Annotated in this window: 19 protein-coding genes; 11 read left to right on the top strand and 8 right to left on the bottom strand. The window is 50.8% G+C overall.

Annotated features, from left to right (window positions below; all coding sequences use genetic code 11):
- Positions 1-45: 45 nt before the first annotated feature.
- Positions 46-546 (bottom strand): lactoylglutathione lyase family protein, encoded by a 501-nt coding sequence (locus BZG23_RS15495; RefSeq protein ID WP_046075723.1) that lies wholly within the window; start codon positions 544-546, stop codon positions 46-48.
- Between the two features lie 102 nt (positions 547-648).
- Here BZG23_RS15495 and BZG23_RS15490 point away from each other — a divergent pair, with 102 nt between their 5' ends.
- Positions 649-1,548 carry a LysR family transcriptional regulator gene (locus BZG23_RS15490; protein ID WP_046075724.1) on the top strand — a complete coding sequence of 300 codons (900 nt, stop codon included), beginning with the start codon at positions 649-651 and terminating at the stop codon, positions 1,546-1,548.
- 133 nt (positions 1,549-1,681) lie between these two features.
- Entirely contained in the window at positions 1,682-2,347 is a 666-nt protein-coding gene (locus tag BZG23_RS15485) for a substrate-binding periplasmic protein (protein WP_046075725.1), read from the top strand.
- Here the strand turns inward: BZG23_RS15485 and clcA are convergent.
- The gene (gene clcA / locus BZG23_RS15480) at positions 2,341-3,735 is read right to left on the bottom strand and encodes a H(+)/Cl(-) exchange transporter ClcA (protein ID WP_046075726.1); all 1,395 of its coding nucleotides are present in this window, start codon (positions 3,733-3,735) and stop codon (positions 2,341-2,343) included. The two genes, BZG23_RS15485 and clcA, sit on opposite strands and share 7 nt — an antisense overlap.
- A 414-nt stretch (positions 3,736-4,149) precedes the next feature.
- Positions 4,150-5,442, bottom strand: a complete 1,293-nt coding sequence (locus tag BZG23_RS15475) for an alpha/beta fold hydrolase (RefSeq protein ID WP_046075727.1) — start codon at positions 5,440-5,442, stop codon at positions 4,150-4,152.
- A 203-nt stretch (positions 5,443-5,645) separates the two neighbouring features.
- Between BZG23_RS15475 and BZG23_RS15470 the strand changes: the two genes are divergently transcribed.
- From BZG23_RS15470 to BZG23_RS15455, 4 genes are all read left to right on the top strand, one after another.
- A complete protein-coding gene (locus BZG23_RS15470; RefSeq protein WP_046075728.1) occupies positions 5,646-6,122 on the top strand; it encodes a MarR family winged helix-turn-helix transcriptional regulator in 477 nt (158 codons plus the stop codon).
- Positions 6,123-6,144: 22 nt separating this feature from the next.
- On the top strand, positions 6,145-7,203 hold the full coding sequence (locus BZG23_RS15465) for an HlyD family secretion protein (RefSeq protein ID WP_046075729.1): 1,059 nt from the start codon (positions 6,145-6,147) through the stop codon (positions 7,201-7,203).
- A gap of 12 nt (positions 7,204-7,215) precedes the next feature.
- On the top strand, positions 7,216-8,253 hold the full coding sequence (locus BZG23_RS15460; protein ID WP_046076038.1) for a DUF2955 domain-containing protein: 1,038 nt from the start codon (positions 7,216-7,218) through the stop codon (positions 8,251-8,253).
- Positions 8,254-8,419: 166 nt separating this feature from the next.
- On the top strand, positions 8,420-10,024 hold the full coding sequence (locus BZG23_RS15455) for a methyl-accepting chemotaxis protein (RefSeq protein ID WP_046075730.1): 1,605 nt from the start codon (positions 8,420-8,422) through the stop codon (positions 10,022-10,024).
- 92 nt (positions 10,025-10,116) lie between these two features.
- Here BZG23_RS15455 and BZG23_RS15450 read toward each other — a convergent pair whose 3' ends face one another.
- Positions 10,117-11,013 (bottom strand): LysR family transcriptional regulator, encoded by an 897-nt coding sequence (locus BZG23_RS15450; protein ID WP_046075731.1) that lies wholly within the window; start codon positions 11,011-11,013, stop codon positions 10,117-10,119.
- 142 nt (positions 11,014-11,155) lie between these two features.
- Between BZG23_RS15450 and BZG23_RS15445 the strand changes: the two genes are divergently transcribed.
- The 5 genes from BZG23_RS15445 (at position 11,156) to BZG23_RS15425 (ending at position 18,527) form a co-directional block, all read left to right on the top strand.
- Positions 11,156-12,304, top strand: coding sequence for an S-(hydroxymethyl)glutathione dehydrogenase/class III alcohol dehydrogenase (locus BZG23_RS15445; protein WP_046075732.1), 1,149 nt, complete (start codon positions 11,156-11,158; stop codon positions 12,302-12,304).
- Positions 12,305-12,342: 38 nt separating this feature from the next.
- Positions 12,343-13,179 (top strand): S-formylglutathione hydrolase, encoded by an 837-nt coding sequence (fghA, locus tag BZG23_RS15440; RefSeq protein WP_077607447.1) that lies wholly within the window; start codon positions 12,343-12,345, stop codon positions 13,177-13,179.
- A 430-nt stretch (positions 13,180-13,609) separates the two neighbouring features.
- On the top strand, positions 13,610-16,108 hold the full coding sequence (locus tag BZG23_RS15435; RefSeq protein WP_077607446.1) for a TIR domain-containing protein: 2,499 nt from the start codon (positions 13,610-13,612) through the stop codon (positions 16,106-16,108).
- 255 nt (positions 16,109-16,363) lie between these two features.
- On the top strand, positions 16,364-17,185 hold the full coding sequence (locus BZG23_RS15430; protein ID WP_077607445.1) for a hypothetical protein: 822 nt from the start codon (positions 16,364-16,366) through the stop codon (positions 17,183-17,185).
- Between the two features lie 808 nt (positions 17,186-17,993).
- Positions 17,994-18,527 (top strand): DUF6817 domain-containing protein, encoded by a 534-nt coding sequence (locus tag BZG23_RS15425; protein WP_077607444.1) that lies wholly within the window; start codon positions 17,994-17,996, stop codon positions 18,525-18,527.
- A 147-nt stretch (positions 18,528-18,674) separates the two neighbouring features.
- Here the strand turns inward: BZG23_RS15425 and BZG23_RS15420 are convergent, their stop codons facing one another.
- The 4 genes from BZG23_RS15420 to BZG23_RS15405 form a co-directional block, all read right to left on the bottom strand.
- Positions 18,675-19,754, bottom strand: a complete 1,080-nt coding sequence (locus BZG23_RS15420) for an ABC transporter permease (protein WP_077607460.1) — start codon at positions 19,752-19,754, stop codon at positions 18,675-18,677.
- Positions 19,744-20,700 carry an ABC transporter ATP-binding protein gene (locus BZG23_RS15415; RefSeq protein WP_198532194.1) on the bottom strand — a complete coding sequence of 319 codons (957 nt, stop codon included), beginning with the start codon at positions 20,698-20,700 and terminating at the stop codon, positions 19,744-19,746. The genes BZG23_RS15420 and BZG23_RS15415 overlap by 11 nt, the downstream gene beginning before the upstream one ends.
- A complete protein-coding gene (locus BZG23_RS15410; RefSeq protein WP_077607443.1) occupies positions 20,693-21,673 on the bottom strand; it encodes an HlyD family secretion protein in 981 nt (326 codons plus the stop codon). The genes BZG23_RS15415 and BZG23_RS15410 overlap by 8 nt, the downstream gene beginning before the upstream one ends.
- Positions 21,670-22,292, bottom strand: a 623-nt coding sequence (locus tag BZG23_RS15405) for a TetR/AcrR family transcriptional regulator (protein ID WP_077607442.1), incomplete at its 5' end; no start/stop codon positions are given. The genes BZG23_RS15410 and BZG23_RS15405, both read right to left, overlap by 4 nt.

Below are 22,292 nucleotides of genomic sequence, written 5' to 3'. Positions count from 1 at the left end.
GCCTGGTGAGTTAAAATGCCAAGGTAGCCATTACAGACAAGAGAGTTAATACGCGCCTGCGCTGTAGATAAGCTCGTAACTGTGGCTGTAGATCTCCAAGATATTGCCAAATGGGTCTTCCATATAGATCATGCGATAGGGCTTCTCTCCAGGATAGTAATAGCGTGGTTTCTCCATACGTTTCTTACCACCCGCCTCAACAATACGTTCAGCCAGTGCTTCAACGTTAGGATCTTGCACGCAGAAGTGAAAGACGCCCGTTTTCCAGTACTCGAAATTGTTGTCAGGGTTTTGCTGATCTTTGAATTCAAATAGCTCGACACCCACTCGGTCACCGGTTGATAAATGGGCAATACGAAAGCGCTCCCAACCTTGACCAAACACATCGGTACACATCGCTCCAATTGCACTATTGTCTTCGATAATCTCGGTAGGTGTCATAATGAGATACCAGCCAAGCACTTGCGTGTAAAATTGAACGGCTTTGTCCAAATCAGGTACCGAAATACCAATGTGTGAAAATGTACGTGGATAAGGGGTTGGCATGCGTTGCTCCTTCTAAGATGACGTTGTCAGTGGTTGCAAGCATGAGGTATCACAAACATAATGTTAAATTATGGTTTGCAATAGTTATGATGACAATTTGTTATGGTTAACCCTGTTTGGCTGAAAACCTTTTGCACCCTGGTAGATGTTGGCAGTTTTACCAAAGCCGCTGATAAGTGTTTTATGACCCAATCAGGCGTCAGTCAGCACGTGCGAAAGCTCGAAGATGCTTTATCGACCACCTTACTGATTCGGAGTAAAAAGGGTATTGTCACGACGGAGGCTGGAGAGCAACTCTATCGTCAAGGAAAAGATGTACTACAAACACTCGATAACCTAGCCGTTAACATCAGCCAGGATCCCGGTTATGAAGGGGAGGTGCGTCTTATGTCGCCGGGAAGTGTTGGTCTCCGTTTATACCCTCATTTGCTCGATCTCCAGGTGACGTATCCGACACTTACGATTAACTATCGCTTTGCGCCAAATGGCGATATTCATAATGCCATCTTGAACAACACCATTGATATTGGCCTGACAACCGCATGTCCCGTTAATCCAAATATTCAGTCTGAACCCATCGGGGAAGAGCCGTTGTTGCTGGTGACACCGCGCCATGTTAGATCCCCGACTTGGGAAACACTCTGCCAGCTAGGATTCATTGATCATCCAGATGCGAGGCATCACGCCGAGTTATTACTTGGAGCGAACTTCGAGCAATACCAAACGGCGCAGTTGCGCCCCATCAAGCAATCTGGCTTTTCTAATCAAATTGGTCTTATCTTACTACCCGTTGCACGCGGACTCGGCTTTACCGTGTTACCCGCCAATGCCGTCGCCGCTTTTGCGCAACAATCGGCGATCAAAGCTCACCATTTACCGACACCGGTCAGTGAAACCCTATACCTTTCTTCTCTTGCCGGACGCGTGCTGCCCCAGCGCGCGATCAATATTTCAAACGTTATTAAAGAGCAGGTCAGTGATTCAATTGGCATGCATACATAATAAATGCGAAGAGTGACTTCATAACTAAGTGACAGTGTCACGTTCTGCGCGTGGACGACGCTTCTCCTGTCTTCTAATCTCTAAGAGTGCAAAGATAATCTGAGGTGGCAATGTGACGAGATGGTGGATATTAATGGTTTGCTGGTTGCCGTTGAGTGCGCTGGCAAACACACTGACTGTTGCATACCGCGATCATACGGGCGCGATGTCATCCGCGACCAAAACGATCGTCGAGCAGGTTTTTAACGCCGTTGACTCAAACATCGAACTATCTTGGATAGAAATGCCGCTAGCGCGAGCGGAGAATGCACTCGCTAAAGGGATCATTGATATTGACTTTGGTCGCACGCGATTGGTCTACCAAGACACGCCTCAGGTGCTTTATCCCACAGAATCACTGTTCTCCGTTGACTATTATTTGTTTGGGCACACGTATGTGCTTAATCCTGAAGATTATCAACGTGTGGTGGGGGTGATTGGTGATCAATTGGCGCTGATGATTGCGGATAGATATCAGTGGGATATGGTGCCCGTAAGAACTGAACGGGCTGCGTTAAACATGGTGAATAGTAATCGTGCACAGGCGATGGTGGGCTATGTGGGCATCGCAAGTATGCTCGAAAAAGAGCAACTGACGACCGTACGCATGGCAGACAGTCCTGTCGAATCCATTCCCATTTATTTGGCGATTCATCAGCGGCATCAAGCTCTTATTGAGCCACTGAACGCTAGTATACGCAAAATGAAAAAGAGCGGAGAAATAACCGCTCTACTCGAAAAACACGGCATCCCTCATTGAGATGCATTTTCTATCCGAAGTTTCTGCTCGCGTACTTTACGACGCAATAGCTCCGTATAAATTGGTTGTCCACCAAGCAACTGTGCGACCAAGGTGGCACCGAGGGTGGTGATGATTAACGGCAAAATCAGATAATAGTTGTTGGTCATTTCAATCACCAACAAAATACCGGTAATCGGCGCGCGCACGGTCGCGGCGAACAGAGCGCCCATGCCCGCAATAGCAAACATACCCGGCTCTATCCCCATCTCAGGGTACATGTTGGCAACCACTAACCCATACACTGTGCCTAACAAGGTCCCTAGCGCCAGCATGGGTGCAAAAATGCCCCCAGGCGCACCCGAGCTAAAGCAAATCACTGTCAGTAATGTGCGTGCCATAAAGATAAACAGCAGGGCACTGATTGAATAATTGAGGGTGACGAAATCTGGCACTAAATTAATGCCACCATGGGTCAGCTCAGGCGCATAGATAAGTAGTAAGCCAAAAAAGCCGCCTAACGTGGCACCCACTAACCAGATCCGTTTTTGGCTTTTCTGATAAAAGCGTTGGAAAAAATCCTGAAAGCGCATAATCAGAAAATTAAACAGTACGCCAAATACCCCAAAACAGCAGCCCAGAACGAGAAAGAACCACAGCGAAATAAGTGGCGGCGTTTCGTATTGTGGTAATACAATTACCGCCTCTTGGCCATTGATATAGCGAAAGACGATATCGGCCATAATCGCAGCAATGATCACCGCTTTAATTGAAATTAAGGTATAGCGAAATTGTGGTCGCATTTCCTCAACCACAAACATGATAGCCGCCAGTGGAGCATTAAAAGCCGCCGCCAGCCCCGCTGCAGCACCGGAGGCGAGCAAGGTTTGGTTACTGTTCCTGTCTTTGATGCGGCAGGTATCGGTGACCATTCGGCCAATATTGGCACCAATTTGCACGCTTGGGCCTTCGCGGCCGAGAATCATGCCAGAGCCTAACGCGCCTAAACCGCCAAAAAATTTCACCGGGATAACTCGCCACCATCGTGTGGGGCGAATGCCTTCCATCGCGCCCTCAACCTCTGGGATCCCCGAGCCTGCCGCTTCAGGGGCAAAACGATGAACAAGCCAATAGCCGAGTAAGGCGAGCCCCGCGCTAATAAGAAACGCGAGCACACCCAATGGAATCATCGAGTTGATGTTACTGTCTAACCATTCGGTTCTGGACTGAGACAGTGAGTGGATGGCGAGCTCGAAAAGGGTGACTACCACGCCGCCTAAAAAGCCAATGACTACCGCGAGTAAAAGGATAGAAACGGGCGTTTTGTCGCGAGACCATAATTTATCAAAGAAAACACTAGATTTGTAAAAGATGGCTCTCTTTTTGCCTGTTTTACTTACAATTTTCATCTGTGTGAACGCAAAGTGTGAAAAGAAAAGTGACGATGTACGGTGGCACAACTTCCTACGCCAACATCGTGCTGGGAACGTCCTATTCCCTGAGAGAACGCATTTATACTACGCCAATTAATGGAACATGCAAGCGCTCGACAGATACTTCATTGTCCAGTGATAAAGACAAAACCCGCGGGAGTAAGCGATACACTAACGAGGCAGCCGTAAGCGAACATTTTTATACGTTTTATCGGTGTGCACCGTATTGTCAGCCAGCGTACCACCTTTGTCAGCGCCAATAATTGATTTGAATTAGATCACAGTTTGTTGCGCTGAAAATGTCCGCAGCCGCTATATCGGATCGGTAACCGTGGTGTGGCCATGCCAAAGCAGCAAAGGCATGGCCATCGTCATTGGTTTAGCGGGGCGTCATTGGCCTTGAATAGCGGCAAGGCTATCGCCGATCGCTATCAGGCGATCCAAAATACGCTCACCATCGACGCCGATGCCGTTGTGTTCGTACTCGTTGGTCATCCACGCTTGGCTGTTGGCAATCTTCGCCAAGGTTTGGCGGGAGTAATCAAACTCAACAAACATGTCATCCACATAGGTGGCACAGGCGAGCGGCACCGTGTTGTGCTTGAGCACCTCGAGATCATAAAGCGCCGGCCAATCGGTTTTTTCCGCCAACAACATCGCGGCCTCTCTGAGTGGTTTGAGCGTGGCAAGTTGATCAAACATCCACGGATAGACCATTTCGCCGGTAAACCGGAACGGTTGATCGGGCTGATAGTGGAACTGCGGGAATTGATCACGCACCCGATGGGCTGACCAATGCGAGGCCTGCTGCTGGCAGTAAATCGATTCATGCAAAATAGCGTAGAAAGGGTTGGTTAAATACCCTTGTTCTGCCTGCATCGCATCAAGGAATGGATAGCTCAGCACACGCTCGCCATTCACCTCAATAAAGGCTCGTTCCAATAAATAATAAAGCGGCAGCCCCGCATGACCGCGGCCGAGATTTAGGCCAATGGTCTGGAACTGCTCCACCGTAAACGGCTGACCGTTTGGCAGCGTCACCGCATTGTTTTGCAAATACTGGGCAATCTCGTGGCAGCGGGCTTGTGCATCGGGGAACTGAGCGAAAAACTGCTGGTTCTTATCTTCCACGCGCTGATAGGTTTTTTGGTACACCCTATCGGCATGTCCTTCAATCGGCGGAATACCGCCGGTGACAAACGCACGCGATAGCGATTGCGGAAAGAAAGATAAATAGGTGAGCGCACAGAACCCACCAAAGCTTTGACCGAGGATCGCCCATTGCTTGATACCTAACGCCTCACGCAAACACTCGGCGTCTTTCACGATGCTATCGGCACGAAAATGCCTCAGATAGTCCGCTTGCTCAGCGGCAGTGAGATGGGCAAGCGTTTGGTGATTCACCGGCGAGCTTAAGCCCGTGCCGCGTTGGTCGAGCAACAACACGCGGTAATCGTCTAATGCCCGTTTTAACCAACCGCTCGCGCCATTAGGGCGAGGCGATTCCATGCCAGGTCCACCTTGAAAATACACTAGCCAGGGTAACGCTTGCTCATTTTTACGCGTATCGACGATTTCGCGGGCGAAAATCGAGAGCGAGGGGCTGTTAGCGTCATTATGATCCAGCGGCACATCAATATGATGGCTGCGATAACGGAGATGGCGATCCCATAGATCTTGCATGGTAATTCCTTTACAAACAAAAAGATGACGCGAGATAGATTACCAGAGATGGTGATGAGCAGCGAGCGCGTTTCATCCAAGCAACCTGCTATATTTTTGTGATGCTCATCACCTTTCTGTTTACTTAGCCTGCTAACTATTTTATAGTGTCTGCCTGGTATTACTTAGCCTGCTAAGTATTTTCACGATGGAAGGAAAACTCGATGACATCGCCCAATCCCGAACACATGTCTATCGCTGAGCACTTAGGGCGCACGGCGCGATTATGGCGCCGTGTGGCGAATTCAGAGCTTGAGCCTCTGGGGCTGAGCTATCCACGTTGGAGTGCGCTTTGGATGTTGCGCCGATTGGGGGATGGCATCAGCCAAAGTGAATTGGCACAGGCGCTGGAAATTGAACTGGGCTCTTTGATGCGCACGTTGAAGCATTTAGAAGCGCAGGGGCTGATCACACGGCGCTGCTCGCCCGAGGACAAGCGCACCCGTACGGTGCATGTCACCGACAGTGGTAGTGACTTAATGTCGCGCATCGAAGCGCGGGTATTGCGGGTGCGCAAGCATTTGCTCTCTGGTATTGCGGCTGAAGATTTTGACGCCTTGGAGCGGGTGTTGGTCACCATTAATCAAAATGCAATGGACTATACCGCCACCACCGAAGACGACTGCGGCACAGAAGAATAGGTAATAGAGGTAAGAAGTACGAATGACACCGGATGAAAAATTTGCACGTTGGGTAAAAGTGGCCGCCCTCAGTTTTGTTTTGATTTTTGGCTACTTTTTGGTCGCCGATAACTTGATGCCGCTGACGCCTCACGCGATGGTCACGCGCACGGTGACTAAAGTGGCCCCGCAAGTCAGTGGGCCGGTCAGTGCGCTGGCGGTAGAAAACAACCAACGGGTTCACCAAGGCGATATTCTGTTTCGGATTGAAAGTGCGCCTTATCGCATTGCGGTCGACCAAGCCAAACTCGCCCTTGCCCAGGCAAGACAGACTAACGCCCAATTGGATGCTTCACTGATGGCCGCGCGGCAAGATGTCTCAGCATTGGCATCGGTCTTGGCACAAAAAGCGCGTGAAGCAAAACGCTTAAAAGCTTTGTTCGCTAAAAATGGTGTCTCGCAGCAGCAACGTGATGATGCGATCAGTGCGGCTAACACTGCCCGTGCTAAATGGGAAGCCGCGAAAGCGCGCGTCAGTGCCCTTCAAATTCAACGTGGCGGTGACGGTGCCAGCAATATCGCCGAACAAGTGGCATTGAGTAAACTAAAAAAAGCCCAGCTTAACCAATCCTACACCACTGTTAGAGCCAGCCATGATGGGGTGGTAACCAACTTGCAGCTGGATGTAGGGGCTTATGCCAGTGCGGGTAAACCGCTGATGGCCTTGGTGTCTGAACGCGCCGATGTGATTGCCGACTTTCGCGAAAAAAGCGTACGCGATGTGCACACCGGCACGCCAGTGAATGTCACTTTTGATAGCGAGCCGGGCAAACTTTACGCGGGACACGTGAGCAGTGTCGATGCCGGGGTCAGTGCTGGGCAAATCGATGCCAATGGTCAACTGGCGTCACCGTCTAACTCCAACCGTTGGGTGCGTGATGCGCAGCGAATGCGTCTGCACATTCAGCTCGACGAATGGCCTGGCCACTCGTTGCCAACCGGGGCTCGTGCCACGGTACAGTTAATGCCTGAAAGCGCAGTAACGCAGTGGCTGGCCCGTGCGCAAGTCGGCTTTTTGAGTATGCTGCATTACATTTACTAAGGGGAGCTGATGATGAGGTTATGGCATCACCCCTTAAGTGATAACGATGTGCGCCAGTGCGCGCGCATTGCCACCGGTGCCACGCTCGGTTTTGCGGTGTGTAAGTTTTTCGGTTTTAGCTTTGGGGTGTTTTTTACCGTCACGCCGATGTTGTTGCTTGGACTTGTACCCGTGATTAACGGTCGTGCTGCACGGCAATTGCTCGCCTCCGCGGTGATCAGTGGGATAGAAGTCGGGCTGCTCGGAGGACTGTTTGGCGCGCACCCTGGATTAATGACACCGCTGGTGTTCTTGCTTTTCACCTATAAGTTTGCCTGTATGTCCAAAGGGCGCTTCTTTCTTTTTGGTGCCAACAGTGTGTTAAGCCTGAGCATTATGCTGCACTTTGCCAGCTATCCCGATTTACCGATTAACACCTTAATCTTCGGTAACCTGGGCGCGAATGTGTTATCAGTCGCGGTGGCGTATTTAGTGACCTGGTTAATTCCCGATGTCACGCCGCGTCAGCCGCCCGCCGCACCCGCAGGAGGAAAACAATCGCACCGGATGCGACACGAAGCGCTGATGGGCGCAACCTTGGCCACGGTCTCGTTTTTCATCTTCCAGTTGTTTGACTTGCGCGATTCGATTTCAGCGCAAGCCACCACCGTGTTGTTACTGTTCCCGATGCATTGGAACGGATCGCTCAGCTATGCACGAAAGCGGGCGATAGGCACTGTACTGGGGGTCGCTTATGGGATTGGTTGCCAAGTCATTTTATATGATTGGTTTAACGTGCTGATCTTAGTAATCCCGCTGCTATGGATAGGGACCATGCTGTTTGCCAACGCCCACTTAAAAGAGGCCGGTGGCTCAGGTGTGGGGTTTGGTGCCATGGCCACGCTTGGGATCTTATTCGGGCAATACTTAAGCCCGAACCAAGACTTTATGTATGATGCCTTATACAGAGTGAGTAGCAACCTGGTGGCTATCGTGCTCACCTTGATGTTGTGTTTTATGGTGCACAAGCTGCTTAACTGTTTTTCCGCGACTCGGTTTGGTGCCGCGTAAGCGTCTGAACCACCAAAGTTATTCCTCGCTTTAGTCAATCGATAATGGTTATTTTTGCGGTAAACATCCCATCCTAATTTGACTTTTGCGAGGTATCGCTTGTTTCTCCTCCGACCTGTCGCTATGCTCCATGGCAGTTATGATGCACAGATAGGAAGTCAGCGAAGTGAAAAAACTCATCCTGATCGTGGTATGCGCCATGTTTGCCGTCGCGGCGATTGCCAGTATCACCGCAACCACCTTTATCTCGCATGACGAGATAGACAACATTATTCTCAAGCGTTCGCAAGCACAGGCTGAGCTCCTGGCCGATCGTGCTGAATACATTTTAGAAAACTCTTCTACTCCCACCGCCGATTTACAAGACATGGTGTCGGATCTCAAAGGTCGCGACGACATCAGCTATGCGGTAATGATTGATAAAAACATCAAAGCCATTGCCCACAGCGACACCCAAAAGCTGGGTAAGGTGTATAGCGATAACTATACCGTCGCCGGTGCCGGCCAAGGCCAACCGCAGCATTCTCGCTGGTATGCCGATGTGCAAGATGTGTGGGTATACGACATTATGATGCCGGTTTATGTCGATGGCCGCCTGTGGGGCGCGTTTGATGTTGGCATCCCGATTACGGAGGTCGATGCCGCTGCTAATGGTATCGCCATTGCCCAGCTCACCGCGATTGGCTTGATTTTTATTGGTTGTACCCTGGTGCTGGTATGGCTATTAGGCCGTTTATTCGCGCCACTCAAAGGCCTAGAGCATGCGCTGACCGATATCTCCAAAGGCGACGGTGATTTAACGGTGCGCTTGCCAGTGACCGGGAATAACGAGATCACTCGTATCTCAGAGGCGTTTAATACCTTTGTGGAAAAAATCGACCAAATCATTGCCAATGTGGTGGAAACCGGTGAAGAGCTGGGGCGCTCGGCCGAATCACTGCGTGATAAAGCGGCGCACTCGCTGAAACGTGGTGAGTCGCAAAGCGAACAAGCCTTGCTGGTGGTCACCTCAATGAATGAGATGATCGCTACCATCAACGAGATCTCACAAAGTGCTTCGAATGCGGCAGATTCGGCGTCATCGGCGAACAGTGAAACCGAAGCCGGTAAGCAAACCTTGGCCGAAGCAACCGCGACGATTAACCAGCTCGACACCGAGATGGATAATATGTCGACGGTGATCACCTCACTGGCCGAGCGCACACAATCCATTGTGTCGATTCTGGATGTGATCCGGGGGATTTCCGAGCAAACGAACCTGCTTGCCCTAAACGCAGCCATTGAGGCAGCACGCGCGGGCGAAGCGGGACGTGGCTTTGCGGTGGTGGCTGACGAAGTGCGCAGTTTAGCGACTAAAACCTCGCAATCGACCGAAGAAATTCAATCAACCATCGATCAGCTTCAGCAAGAAGCGAAAAACGCGGTTGACGCCATGGATACCAGCAAAGCGCTGACCACCGAGGGCAACCGTGCCACCGAGCAAGCACTGACCGCACTCGAAAGCATTGCCACGCAAGTTAGCACCATCTTGGACATGAACACCCATGTGGCGACGGCGACGGAAGAGCAATCGAGCGTGGCGAATGAAATCAACGTCAACATGGATACGGTTAACCAAGCGGCCCAAGCAGGGCTGGATGATAGCCACAGCCTTGAGGCGAGCAGCCAAGACTTGGCCGGTTTGGCGCGCACCTTGGATCACCATGTCGGCGCATTTAAAATCTCGGCAATTAAACCTGCCGAGAGCGCATTGCGGGCGGCGCGCGACTAATTGAGCGTTTACCCGGAGCAACCTCTATCGCCAGCCTTGTGCTGGCGATTTTTTTGCCAGCTCGCGCATCACACTGAAACCGAACCAGGCTGTTAAATGCCTGTTCGTAGCTGCTGGGCGGGTAAGTGCTCGGCCAGAAATGCCAACCAAGCTGAGACCTTGGGCTGTAACTGCCGCCCGCTCGGATACAGCGCCCAAATGCCTTCATCTTCTACCCGATAATCGGTTAACACTTCCTCCAACTCGCCGCTTGCTAACGCGGATTGCACGTAATAATGCGGCAGTTGAGCCAGTCCTAATCCGTACTTAGCGGCATTGAGCAATGCCACGCCTGAATTGCAGCGCAACCGGCCTGATACCGTTAACGTGCGCACTTTGCCGCCGCTTTGGTAGTGCCAATGCTCGTTCGATCCCACTAAGCAGCGGTGATGACTGAGCGCACTGGGCGACTCGGGGCGGCCATTTAAAGCCAAATAGTCCGGGCTGGCGCAGATGGTTAATTGCCGCGACCCCAGCCGCTTGGCTTTCAGGCTTGAATCGGGCAAGTGGCCAATGCGGATCGCCACATCGGTGCCGGTATCTGTCATATCCACTCGCCGATTAGTCAGATGTAAATCCACCGCCACTTGCGGATACGCCACCATAAATGGCGCGAGCAGGGGGGCGATATATTGCTCACCAAAGTTAACCGGTGCGGTGACACGAATAGGCCCGGCAGGTAACGACTGAGCTTGAGTAATGGTTTGTTCGGCATCCACTAACGCGGCCATCAGCGGTCGGCAGCGCTGATAGTAGAGTTCGCCCTCATCGGTTAACGACACCTTCCGCGTAGTACGATGAAACAGCTTCACCCCCAAATACGCCTCGAGCGCAGCCACCCGACGACTCACAGACACCACCGTTGTGTCGAGTTTATTGGCCGCTTGCGTGAAACTGCCATGCTCGGCGACCGATAAAAATTCGTTAAGTCCTTCCCAGTGCGGCGCCATTGCTGTCTATCCTGTCTCTATACACACATATACATTATTTCGTGAGTGAAATAATAATTTTCAAATTTGCGGGATTATAACTAAATCTAACTTGGTTAGCATAGTCAGGTATGCAATTAACAAGAACAGAAAGGAACCTCCAATGGCACTAACCATCCAGCCAGGACAAACACATATCAAATCCAAAGCCGCGGTTGCCTGGGGACCCGGTCAACCACTAAAAATGGAAGAGGTCGATGTTGAACTGCCCAAGCCGGGTGAAGTGTTGGTCAGAATCGTCGCTACCGGCGTGTGCCATACCGATGCGTTCACCTTATCGGGCGACGATCCTGAAGGCGTCTTCCCCTCGATTCTCGGCCACGAAGGCGGCGGGATCGTCGAAATGGTTGGCGAGGGCGTCACCAGCGTGGACGTGGGCGACCATGTGATCCCGCTTTACACCGCCGAATGTGGTGAGTGTAAATTCTGCCAATCTGGCAAAACCAATCTGTGTGGCGCGGTACGTGAAACCCAAGGCAAAGGCCTGATGCCAGACGGCACGTCGCGCTTTTCTATCAACGGCGAGACCATTTTCCACTACATGGGCTGCTCGACCTTCTCGGAATACACGGTACTGCCAGAAATCTCATTGGCGAAAGTAAGCAAAGCCGCACCGCTAGAAGAAGTTTGTTTGCTCGGTTGTGGCGTGACCACCGGCATGGGCGCGGTGATGAATACCGCCAAAGTAGAAAAAGGCGACACGGTGGCGATTTTTGGTTTGGGTGGCATTGGCCTGTCAGCCATCATCGGTGCACGTATGGCCGGCGCAAGCCGCATCATCGGCATTGATATTAATGAGAGCAAATTCACCCTTGCCAAGCAGCTGGGTGCCACCGATGTGATTAACCCGCAAGACTACGACAAACCTATCCAGCAAGTGATTGTGGAGATGACTGACGGCGGCGTCGATTACTCGTTCGAATGTATCGGTAATGTGGATGTGATGCGCCAAGCGCTCGAGTGCTGCCACAAAGGCTGGGGCGAGTCAGTGATCATTGGGGTTGCCGGCGCAGGCCAAGAGATTTCAACCCGTCCGTTCCAGCTGGTGACAGGGCGCGTCTGGAAAGGCTCGGCATTTGGTGGCGTTAAAGGCCGCTCAGAGCTGCCCGGTATTGTCGAGCGTTACCTCGATGGTGAGTTTGGCCTACAAGAATTTATCAGCTATACCATGGGCCTTGATGAAGTGAACCACGCCTTTGAACTGATGCACGAAGGCAAAAGCATTCGCAGCGTGATCCACATGGACCAATAATAGGACGGCCGCCGTGGCAACGCGGCGGTAAAATAACCATGCAACTAGAAAAAATAAGCGAAAACAAAGTCGCAGGCGGTTGGCACCAACGTTGGCAGCATGACTCAAGCACCACCAACGGCAAAATGACCTTTGCGATCTTTCTGCCAGAGCAAGCGAAAGAACAACCTGTGCCGGTGCTTTATTGGCTCTCGGGCCTGACCTGCACCGACGAAAACTTTATGCAAAAGGCCGGCGCGTTTAAACAAGCCGCTACCTTGGGCATGGCGATTGTGGCACCGGACACCAGCCCACGTGGCGAGGGTGTGGCAGATGCCAATCGATACGATCTCGGTCAAGGGGCGGGGTTTTATGTTAATGCCACCCAAGCACCGTGGCAGTCGCACTACCAGATGTACGACTACGTTGCTCACGAACTGCCGGAGCTGATTGAATCGCACTTTGCGGTCAACAACCAGCGCGCGATGGCCGGACACAGCATGGGCGGCCACGGCGCGCTAGTGATTGGTTTGCGTAACCCATCACGCTACAGCAGCATTTCCGCGTTCAGCCCGATTTGTCATCCCACCGAGTGCCCGTGGGGCAAACAGGCCTTTAGTGCCTATTTAGGTGATGACGAACAAACATGGCAAGCCTACGATGCCACCGTGTTACTCGCCCAAGGCCCCACCGCCATGCCGATGCTGGTGGACCAAGGCGACAAAGACGGCTTTTTGGCCGAGCAGCTTAACCCGCAAGCCCTGAAACAAGCGGCAGAGAAACATAACTCCCCGCTCACCTTGCGCATGCAACCGGGCTACGACCACAGCTACTTTTTCATCAGTACCTTTATTGATGAACACCTCGCCTTCCACGCGACYCGCTTTGCGCGGTAAGGCACAAACCACGTCGAGACCCAAGCGGCCACCCAGGCCGCTTTTTTTGTACCCATTTCACAAAACATGGTTTGGCTAACACTTTGGACAATAGCGCACGAAAAGAAAAACAGCGCTTGATACACTAATCCGCAAATTAGCCAATAAATGGCGTGTTAGATGCCGACAACTGACCGGCGGTAGCGTGGTGGGTGGATGGTTACAGCTTAACGCTTGGGGATAGTGTGAACGCTCGAGTGGAGATAGGCGGCGTGCACACGATCTCGATAGGGGGTATACTTTATGGGAGAAAAATTTCTTCTATAACATGAAGTTAGATGAAAATGATGCATGCGGCGGTTTTGCGGAATCGAGCACGAGCGCTAATGCAATGTCAAGAACCTTTTTGGACTATTGAAAGTAATTGGATCAAAGATATAGGAATAATTAAATGAAAGCATTTCTGTCACATTCCTCTCTGGACAAAGAAATCGTTCGAGAAGTAGCGAACCAGCTAAACCGGCTTAACTGTATCTTTGATGAAAGAAGCTTCGATAGTGGTGTTGAGTTCCAAAAATCGATTGAAGAGAAAATCAGCCTGTCGACTGTTTTTGTTTTTTTTGCGACTAGAAACTCACTTGAGTCGAATTGGTGCAATTTTGAGCTAGAGCAAGCTTTTTATTCAAAGCTGAAAGGAGCACTCAAGCGCTCAATAGTGTTTATTCTTAATGATGACGTTGAGATAGGCGATTTGCCTAGCTGGTTAACAACAGCCTTAATTAAAAAGGTTAGCTCACCAAGTGCGATAGCTAGAGATATCAAGCACAGGCTTGAAGAAGCTGCGGAAGAGTTTCAGAGACCCGTGTTTCTGGGCAGGTCTAAAGAACGTGACTTACTAGAAGAGGCGTTAAACCCTATCGACGGCTCTAAGCCACCCAAAACTCTTGCCGTATTCGGACTTCCAGGAATAGGTAGGCGATCTTTGGTGAGAAATGTGACAAAAGATCTTTTCTCCCTACATAAGTGTGTTGAGATTGAGGTGGAAGCTGGTGAAACATTGAATTCACTATGCGCAAAACTAGCTGATATTATTGAGCCATATTCCTGCCAAGAAGAGCTTAGAGATATTGTAGAAGAGATAAGCTCACTTTCCGAAACTGAAGCGCTACTGCGTGTGACAAATAACATACAGTCGGTAATGTCTGCAAATGAACTTCCTATTTTCGTGGACTCAGGAGGGTTAACTCTTGATAACGGCTGTCTTTCTAATTTTATGAATCGAGTTATTGAAAGTGTAGAGCAGCTTTCGGATGCATATATTTGCTTAGTTCTTAGTCGACGAATAAGTCGAGATAATGATATTAAGTTAGATAGTGTACCTATAGAACAGCTTAGTGGTAGAGCATCATCTCAGCTGCTTTCTAAGTTGAGTCTACGCTCATCAATTAGGTTAAGCCCAGATAACATAAGGGACTTAACTGATTATATAAACGGATACCCGCCAGCAGCGTATTTTGCTGTAAAGCAGGCATCTATTTATTCTGTCGATGCTTTAATGAGTGATAAAAGAAAGCTGACCCAATTTAGTCAAAAGAGATTTATAACACACGTCCAGGATCACAATCTTACCGGTGAAGATGTTCAGGTTCTTCAAGTTTTGTCTAATTATTCGCCTTTGCCGCTTTCATGTATTTTATCGCTATATAAGAGTGAAAGGTCTCAAGCTCATGATCGAATCTATGAGCTCATAGATTGCTCGCTTGTTAGGGTTCAAGATGGACAATTGTATAGAATAGCTGACCCAATTAAGGGAGCAGTAAATGAGGTTTTCGGCTACCCATCTAATCAAGATCTTAAGGTGGTAAAAAATAATCTTAATCAATATATCGACTCAGCACAGGATGAACATAAATTAGAGATTTCTCGTGTTTTGTTTAGGCTGGGTTTCATGCTTAGTGATGAACAAGCGACAAAAAACGGAATAAAGCTAAATTCGGATTACATTAAGCTTTTAGAAAACGCTTACCATCAGCGGAAATATAGGGAAGCCATAGAAATAGGGATGGAAGCAATAAATGTTAATCCTGATAGTGCTAAAGCGAAGACATTCTTAATAAAGGCTTTAATTCAGGAAGAAAAATGGGATGCTGCTCAGAAATATTTAGATGCCCTTTATCCGTTAGATGAATATCGCAATGTTTATTATTTACAAGGTTTTCTTGAAAGAAAAAGGGGAGATTTTGCAAAGGCCATCGAAGCCTACTCTAATGCACAAAGACACGGTAGAAAAGGTTTTGCTTTATATCGAGAGTTCTCTCACTGTTATCTAATGAGTGGGGATTTAGAGTCGGCACAGAAAAACATCAACGAGGCGTTAAGAATTCAGCCAAATAACAATCAAGTTATAGATATGGCCGCTAGAATAGCTATAAAGAAAGATGACCAAGAATCTGCACAGAAATATATCAGTCAGCTAGAACTTCTTGACACGCCAGAACATTATAAACTTAGACTTTCTTCTTTTCATCTTGCTTTTGGCAGGCCGGATCTTTCACTGAAATATGCTCGAGATGCCGCAAATATCGGAGGTCAACGCTTCTTCTCCGGAAGAGTTCAATTGGTCAAGGCTCTTATAAAGGGTGGGGAGTTGGCGATAGCTGAAGAAGAACTAAGCAAGCTGAGATCTGACTTCCCAAAGAGCAAAAACGATATAAAAATCGCACTCCAGTCTAACTTAGAACTCGAGAAAGGAAGTTCCAGTAATGCATTGCGAATTGTAGAGGGCTTTGTCGACAAAACCTCTAAACAATATAAAGGAATCAAGGCTAGATGCTTAAGTGATCTTTCCAAAGATGTAACGATCTCGTATGATCAACGAAAAAAATACAAAGCAGATCTTGCTCAGCTCGGCGATTTCCATGACTTCAACTTTGATGAGATAGACTCTTAACAAAAAGGTGAAGCCGATCGGTTCTCCACTGCGCTTCGAGCCGGCGGCTTACCTAGGCGTTATGTGTATTTTTTTTCGTTCCCATGCGGGAACGTGGGAGTGAATTTTGCCATTTTTTGTGAGTTTTAGGGCGCTTTTTGACGATAATCATTAGTTCAGAGGTAGAAAATCGCACGAGCGTGCCTCATTGTTTCAACTAAGGTTTATGAGGAAATTCGTTACGTGCAGGCGTTTGACTAAGTGGGTGTATTGTTTATGCTAGTTTTTGAAGAAGAATATCGATTATTGTCTCAGGAAGGGCATTTAACTAAATCGAGTTTGCTCTCAGGCTTGGATGCTATCCGGCGAGCAAACATTGATGATTATGGAAGAGGTTTTTTTTACTCGGGGTTATTTGAGCTATCTATTGGGTTCGAACGACTAATGAAAATTGTAATTGTTCTACAGCATAAGTTAGAAAATAAGAATAATAACCCGACAAACAAACAGTTAAGGTTATATGGTCACAACATTATAGATCTTTACAGGAGATTTTGCGAAATAGCATCCAAGCATGACTTGCAAACCGAAATATCCGATAAACAGAAAAAAATTCTAGATGTATTATCCATTTTCGGAACAGGYTCTAGGTATTATAACCTTGACCAAATAACAGATTCGTCAAAGCATGAGGATCCTCTAAAAATGTGGTCTCATGTCCTCTCCCAACACATTTGGGGGTTAAATGCTAATGTTAGGAAAAAACTTGAAGAAAATGCTTTCGCGTACGTAGACATAACTGGACAAGCTGATGCTTATTATCATGGTAGAAATATTAATGGTGAGCTTATGATGGTTTCAGAGTATCACTATTTATATCATGCTACTGAAAAGGCAAATTACCAGGTTGTATGGTCAATAGTTTCTATGTTGGAACCATTTTATGGACTATTGTACGAGTTGTGTCATAAATTACACCGACTGGCTGATGCATTAGAACATAAGCAGACGGTACCCTTTATGTATGAATTTTTTCCTTTCTTTTTAACTCCTAGAAGTATTGTTGTTAGAAAAAAAAGATGGAGTGTACATTATTAGCTTAACTAGTTCTTACTCCTGGTGTCTCTCGTTCCCACGCAGGAGCGTAGGAACGAGTTAGAAATTCTAAAAATGCAGGGTAAGAGCGTACGGCTAGCTTCTGCTAACAAGTAAATCCAGGTGACGTCTGCTTCGCACCGATTCAGGCGTTGGCACTCAAAGGTGAAAAAATGGACATTTCTAGCGCATTGATACCCTTACTTAGTGCTTTTTTGGTGCTGCCTTTACTTTTTGGGGACAGAGAAAGTTACTAGAGCAGCGTGTAAGTCTTGAGTTTAATGTAAAGCAAGCTGAGCGTTTTGAAGAAGCATGCAAATTAGAGCTCGGTAAGCTCGAAGAAAAAATTGAAGAAGCGCACGCTATCGCATCAGAATTAGGTTGGGAATTTTCCCCAACAGTGCTTAATATCGACTGGGAAGCAGGTATGAGCCTAAATGAGTACGATTTAAAGTACAAAGCTCTTTTGGATAAGTGTTCGCGACTACAAGTGTTAGTTGATCTTTATGTGCCTCATTTGAGCGAAGACGTAAACAAAGTTTCGGGTAACATGAATATATATTGGGGTAACTTTCGTAATGTTCTTTCTAAAACCCATCAAGGCGTTTTACCAAACGAACTGGGTAGTGTTTTTGATACCGCATTGAAATACTCAAGATTAATACCTGATCAAACTTACTCGTTAAAACATGGCCTCTCTGATTTTTATCGCAGTAAGTCCTTCCGAAATGAGTGCTAATAAATCAACCAACAGGAAAAACGCTGTGTTAAGTGGACCGTCAACTATGACCTAGTACAGGGAATTCGCTTTATGGAAAAATTTATTGCACTTCAACAACTTGGTGCAGGAGACTTTCAACACCTCAATGGGTCCTTGGAATCGCATTTAAAAGGAACGGCGAGCCTTTTAGCCCGTTGGGGGAGCGGCGAGTTACTTCAAACAGCAGGCCTCTTTCATGCCGCGTATGGTACGGCGGGTTTCGATGAGAAAATGGTTTCACTGGAACAGCGCCAAGAAATCGCACAGGTGATTGGGCGGGAAGAAGAGGCGTTAGTCTATTTATATTGTTCATGTGATCGAGACTATGTTTTTCCTCAATTCGCTCAAAGGGTTGAGATAGAGTTTAAAGACAGGTTTAGTGGTTTATGTTTCAAACTTGAAGATAAAATCGCGAGGCTATTTTGTGAGTTAACGGTCGCTAACGAACTAGAGCTCGTATACAGCAGTAACGACTTTAAACTTCAGCACGGCGCTGAGCTTTGGGCGTTGTTTCAGAGCATGGACAGCTTTTTAAGCGATGAGGCTAGAAAGGCCTATAAGTCAGCTTTGGCGAGCTTTGGATGACGATTATTTTCTCATTCCCACGCAGGCGCGAGGGAACGATTTAAAGAGTATCTCGCGACCGGGCTGGGAACCCTTTCATAAACGCGGATGTTCATGCGTTTCCCGTGGGCCATGCGGCTAATTAGGTCACGCTCAGCCGCATGCCTACTAGTCAAGCTGCTTGTTGAAGCGCAGTGTCGCCAACACTAGGAATACTCCGAAGAAGGCTAGCAGCGGCCAGATTTCGGAATGCAGTTGGGACAAGTCAGCGCCACGAAGCAGAATCCCCCGCGACAGTCGTATGTAATGGGTCAGCGGAATCACTTCGCCGATCCACTGCGCCAGCCTCGGCATACCGTCGAACGGGAACATGAAGCCCGACAGCAATATGGACGGCAGGAAGGTGAAGATCGTCAGCTGGGTCGCCTGGAATTGGGTCTTCGCGAGGGTGGAGACGAAAAGACCGAGCGCCAGTGTGGCCAGGATGAAAATGACCGAAGCTAGGTAGAGATCGATGACGCGCCCGCGTACGGGAACGTCGAAGAGGTACTGGCTGACCCAGAGGATCAGCGTGACCTGGATGAGCCCGATCAGCACGTAGGGAACGATCTTTCCGAGCATCAGTTCTGCGGACTTCACCGGCGTGGTGATCAGCAACTCGAGGTTGCCGCGTTCGCGCTCCCGCACGATGGCGATGGCGGTGAAGAGCACCATGGTCAGGTGCAAGATCACACCGATCAGCGCCGGCACGATATTGACCGGTGAGCGGCCCTCGGGGTTGTAGTAGGTACGCGACTCGAACAGGTTGGGCGGTTGTCGCTGCCCTGGCAGGGGCATACTGCCCAACCTTCGGACGATGCCCTCTACGGTCGGGTCCGAGCCATTGATCAAAAGCTGTCCGGCCGGGCGATTGCCATCGATCAGTCGTCGCTCGAAATCGTGTGGAATATAGATCCCGACATCGATCTCGCCGGCATCCAGTAGCGCTTCGAGTTTCTCCGGGCCGGCGGCCGATTGCGTGATTTTCACGATCTGGCTGGCCTCGGTGGCGGCAATGACTTGCCTCGATAGACTTGTGTTGGCGTGATCGGACACGGCAGCATTGACGTTGCGCACGTCGAGGTCGATGGCAAAGCCGAACAACAGGATCTGCAGCAACGGCACGCCGATGATCATGCCGAAGGTCAGGCGGTCGCGCCTGAGCTGGCGCACTTCCTTGCTGGCGATGGCGAAAAGTCTACTCAGCATTGGCTTTGCCCCGTTTGTAACCGTTCAAGCGCGTGGAGGCGACGAAGACGTCCTCCAGGTTGGCGACGACGTTCTCGACGTCGCCGGCGATCTCCGCATTGGCGAGCGCATCCCGGATCAGCCCGGCCGGATCGATGATTCGCATGTCGGTCAGCGCGTGCAGCCGCGTCCCGAGCTGGGCGACACTTTGGACACCGTCGGTGCCTTCTAGGCACTCGCGGACGCGCTGGGGTGTATCGGTCTCGATTTCGACGACACCGGCGGCGATGTCGCGGATCAGGTCGCGCGGCCGGCCTTGGGCAACGAGCCGGCCCTGATCCAGGATGGCGAGGTTGTGGCAGCGCTCGGCCTCGTCCATATAGTGCGTGGACACCAGTACGGTCGTGCCTTGGTCGACCAGGTCGAACAGGATGTCCCAGAAATCGCGACGGCTTTGCGGATCCACCGCCGAGGTTGGCTCGTCGAGGATCAGCAGGCGCGGTCGATGTAGTGTCGCGCCGGCCAGCGCCAGACGCTGCTTCTGCCCGCCGCTCATGGTGCCGGCGAACTGCTTGCGTCGGTCGCTCAGCCAATACCGTTCTAGCGCACCGTCAATGCGTTGCTTGAGATCGCGGCGCGGCAGGTTGTAGATGGCGGCTAGGAAGCGTAGGTTCTCTTCCACGGTCAGGTCTTCGTAGAGCGAAAACGTCTGCGTCATGTAGCCGATGTGCAGCTTCACCTCCTCGGCCTGCCCGGGGACACGAAAACCGAGCACTTCTGCCTCCCCCGATGTGGGTGTCAACAACCCGCAGAGCATGCGAATAATGGTCGACTTGCCCGACCCGTTGGGCCCGAGAAAGCCATAGATTGCCGCCTCGGGAATCTGCAGGTTGACGTCGTCGACCGCTGTCAGCGCTCCGAAGCGCTTAGTCAGCCCCTTGGCATCGATGGCGATAACATCATTCATCGCCGACTCCGCTTGGATTAGCGGGCGCGACGGCGCGCACCGGAATGCCGCTAGGAAGCTCTGCTGCGTTCTCCAAGTCGATTTCGGCCAGGTAGCTTAGGCGGCCAGCATCGTGTTCGGTCAAGGCGTAGTAAGGCGTATAGGCCGCATCCGTAGCCAGATAGCGGACTTTCCCGGTCCTCTCACCGTGGCCGTCGATTCGCACCCGCACCGTCTCGCCTGGGCTGAACCGGCCATGCAGTTCGGCGGGGACATAAACACGTGCGTAGGGCGGCTGGTCGATGGCGCGAAGCAGGGCCAGGGGTTCACCCACGCGCGGCGTCTCCCCCCGTTCGAAAGGTAGGGCTTCCACGCGCGCCTCGCGCGGCGCGGTTACGGAGAGTCGTTCGAGGTTGAAATGCTGGCGCTGTACCGCGGCTTCGGCCTCGCGCACCACGGCGCGGGCCTGATCGAGTTTCTCTACCGTGGTGCCTTCGACCAGGGTCGCCAGCGCGGCTCGTGTGGCATCATATTCTCCCTGGGCCTGGTCGCGGGCGTTTGTCGCGCTGTCGAGCTGGCTCCCGCTGGCCAGGTTTTGCGCCGCTAGGCGCTGGACACGCTGCAATTCCTGTCGGGCCGTAGCTAGGCCGGACTCGGCGGCGGTGAGGCGCGCCCGAGCCTCATCAATGGTTTCCTGTCGCGGGCCGCGCAGCAGTTCGTCGAGCCGGCGGCGGCTTCGGTCAGCAGCGGCCTCCAGTTGCGCTAGTTCGGCTCGGGCCCGATGCGGATCGAGCTCGACCAGAACCGTCCCGGCGTCCACCTGCTGGCCTTCGCGCACGTGAATCTTGACCACGGGCTCGGCCATCTCCGCGGCCAGGGCGATGCGGTCGCGCTCGAGCGTGCCAACCACAGGGTAGGCAGGGTCGCCATTGCAGCCGGTCAACACCAGCAGCATCAGCATGGCCTGAGCACAAGTCTTGGATACCAAAGTCATGTGCTTGCTCCCTTGTAGAAGAGATTAAGGGTGTGTTCGGCCAGCACTTCGATCCGCTCCGGCGCCAGGCTGTAGTCGAGCACTTGTCCCGCTATCGGTTGGCCGACAAAAGGAAAGACGGCCATACTCAACAGCGATAGCGTGGCCAGGTCGGGATCGAGATCGGCCCTGAGCTTTCMCAGCTTCTGGGCTCGCTTGACTAAGTCGCGCACGCCGCTACCGCCGCGGCTGGCGAACCCCTTCAGAAATGTCTCGCGCATCTGACCGCCGGGCGAGAGCACGTCGCGCACGATCAGCGATGGCACGGCCGGATTCTCGGCAAGCAGCCGCATATAGCCTTGAATGAAGCGCGGCAGTAAGTCCTCATCCACGGGCGGATCTGAGCGTGCGGCTTCGAGCTGGGCGAGGATGGGCCCGAGCGCGTGCTGCAGCACCGCTTCGTAGAGATCCTGTTTGTTGCCGAAGTAGTAGTGGATCATCGCCGGCGTCGCACCGGCTTCCTTCGCGATGACGGTTACCGAAACGCCGCGAAAACCGTGCGTGGAAAACTCGCGCAGCGCTACTTCAAGCAACCGCTCGCGGATGTTCGAGTCGCCGCAGGGGCGGCCCGGTGTCCGCT

The organism is Salinivibrio sp. ML290, assembly GCF_001995695.1.
Lineage (GTDB): Bacteria > Pseudomonadota > Gammaproteobacteria > Enterobacterales > Vibrionaceae > Salinivibrio > Salinivibrio siamensis.
Note: the sequence above shows the minus strand (reverse complement) of the source record. Positions and strands in the feature narration are given on the sequence as shown.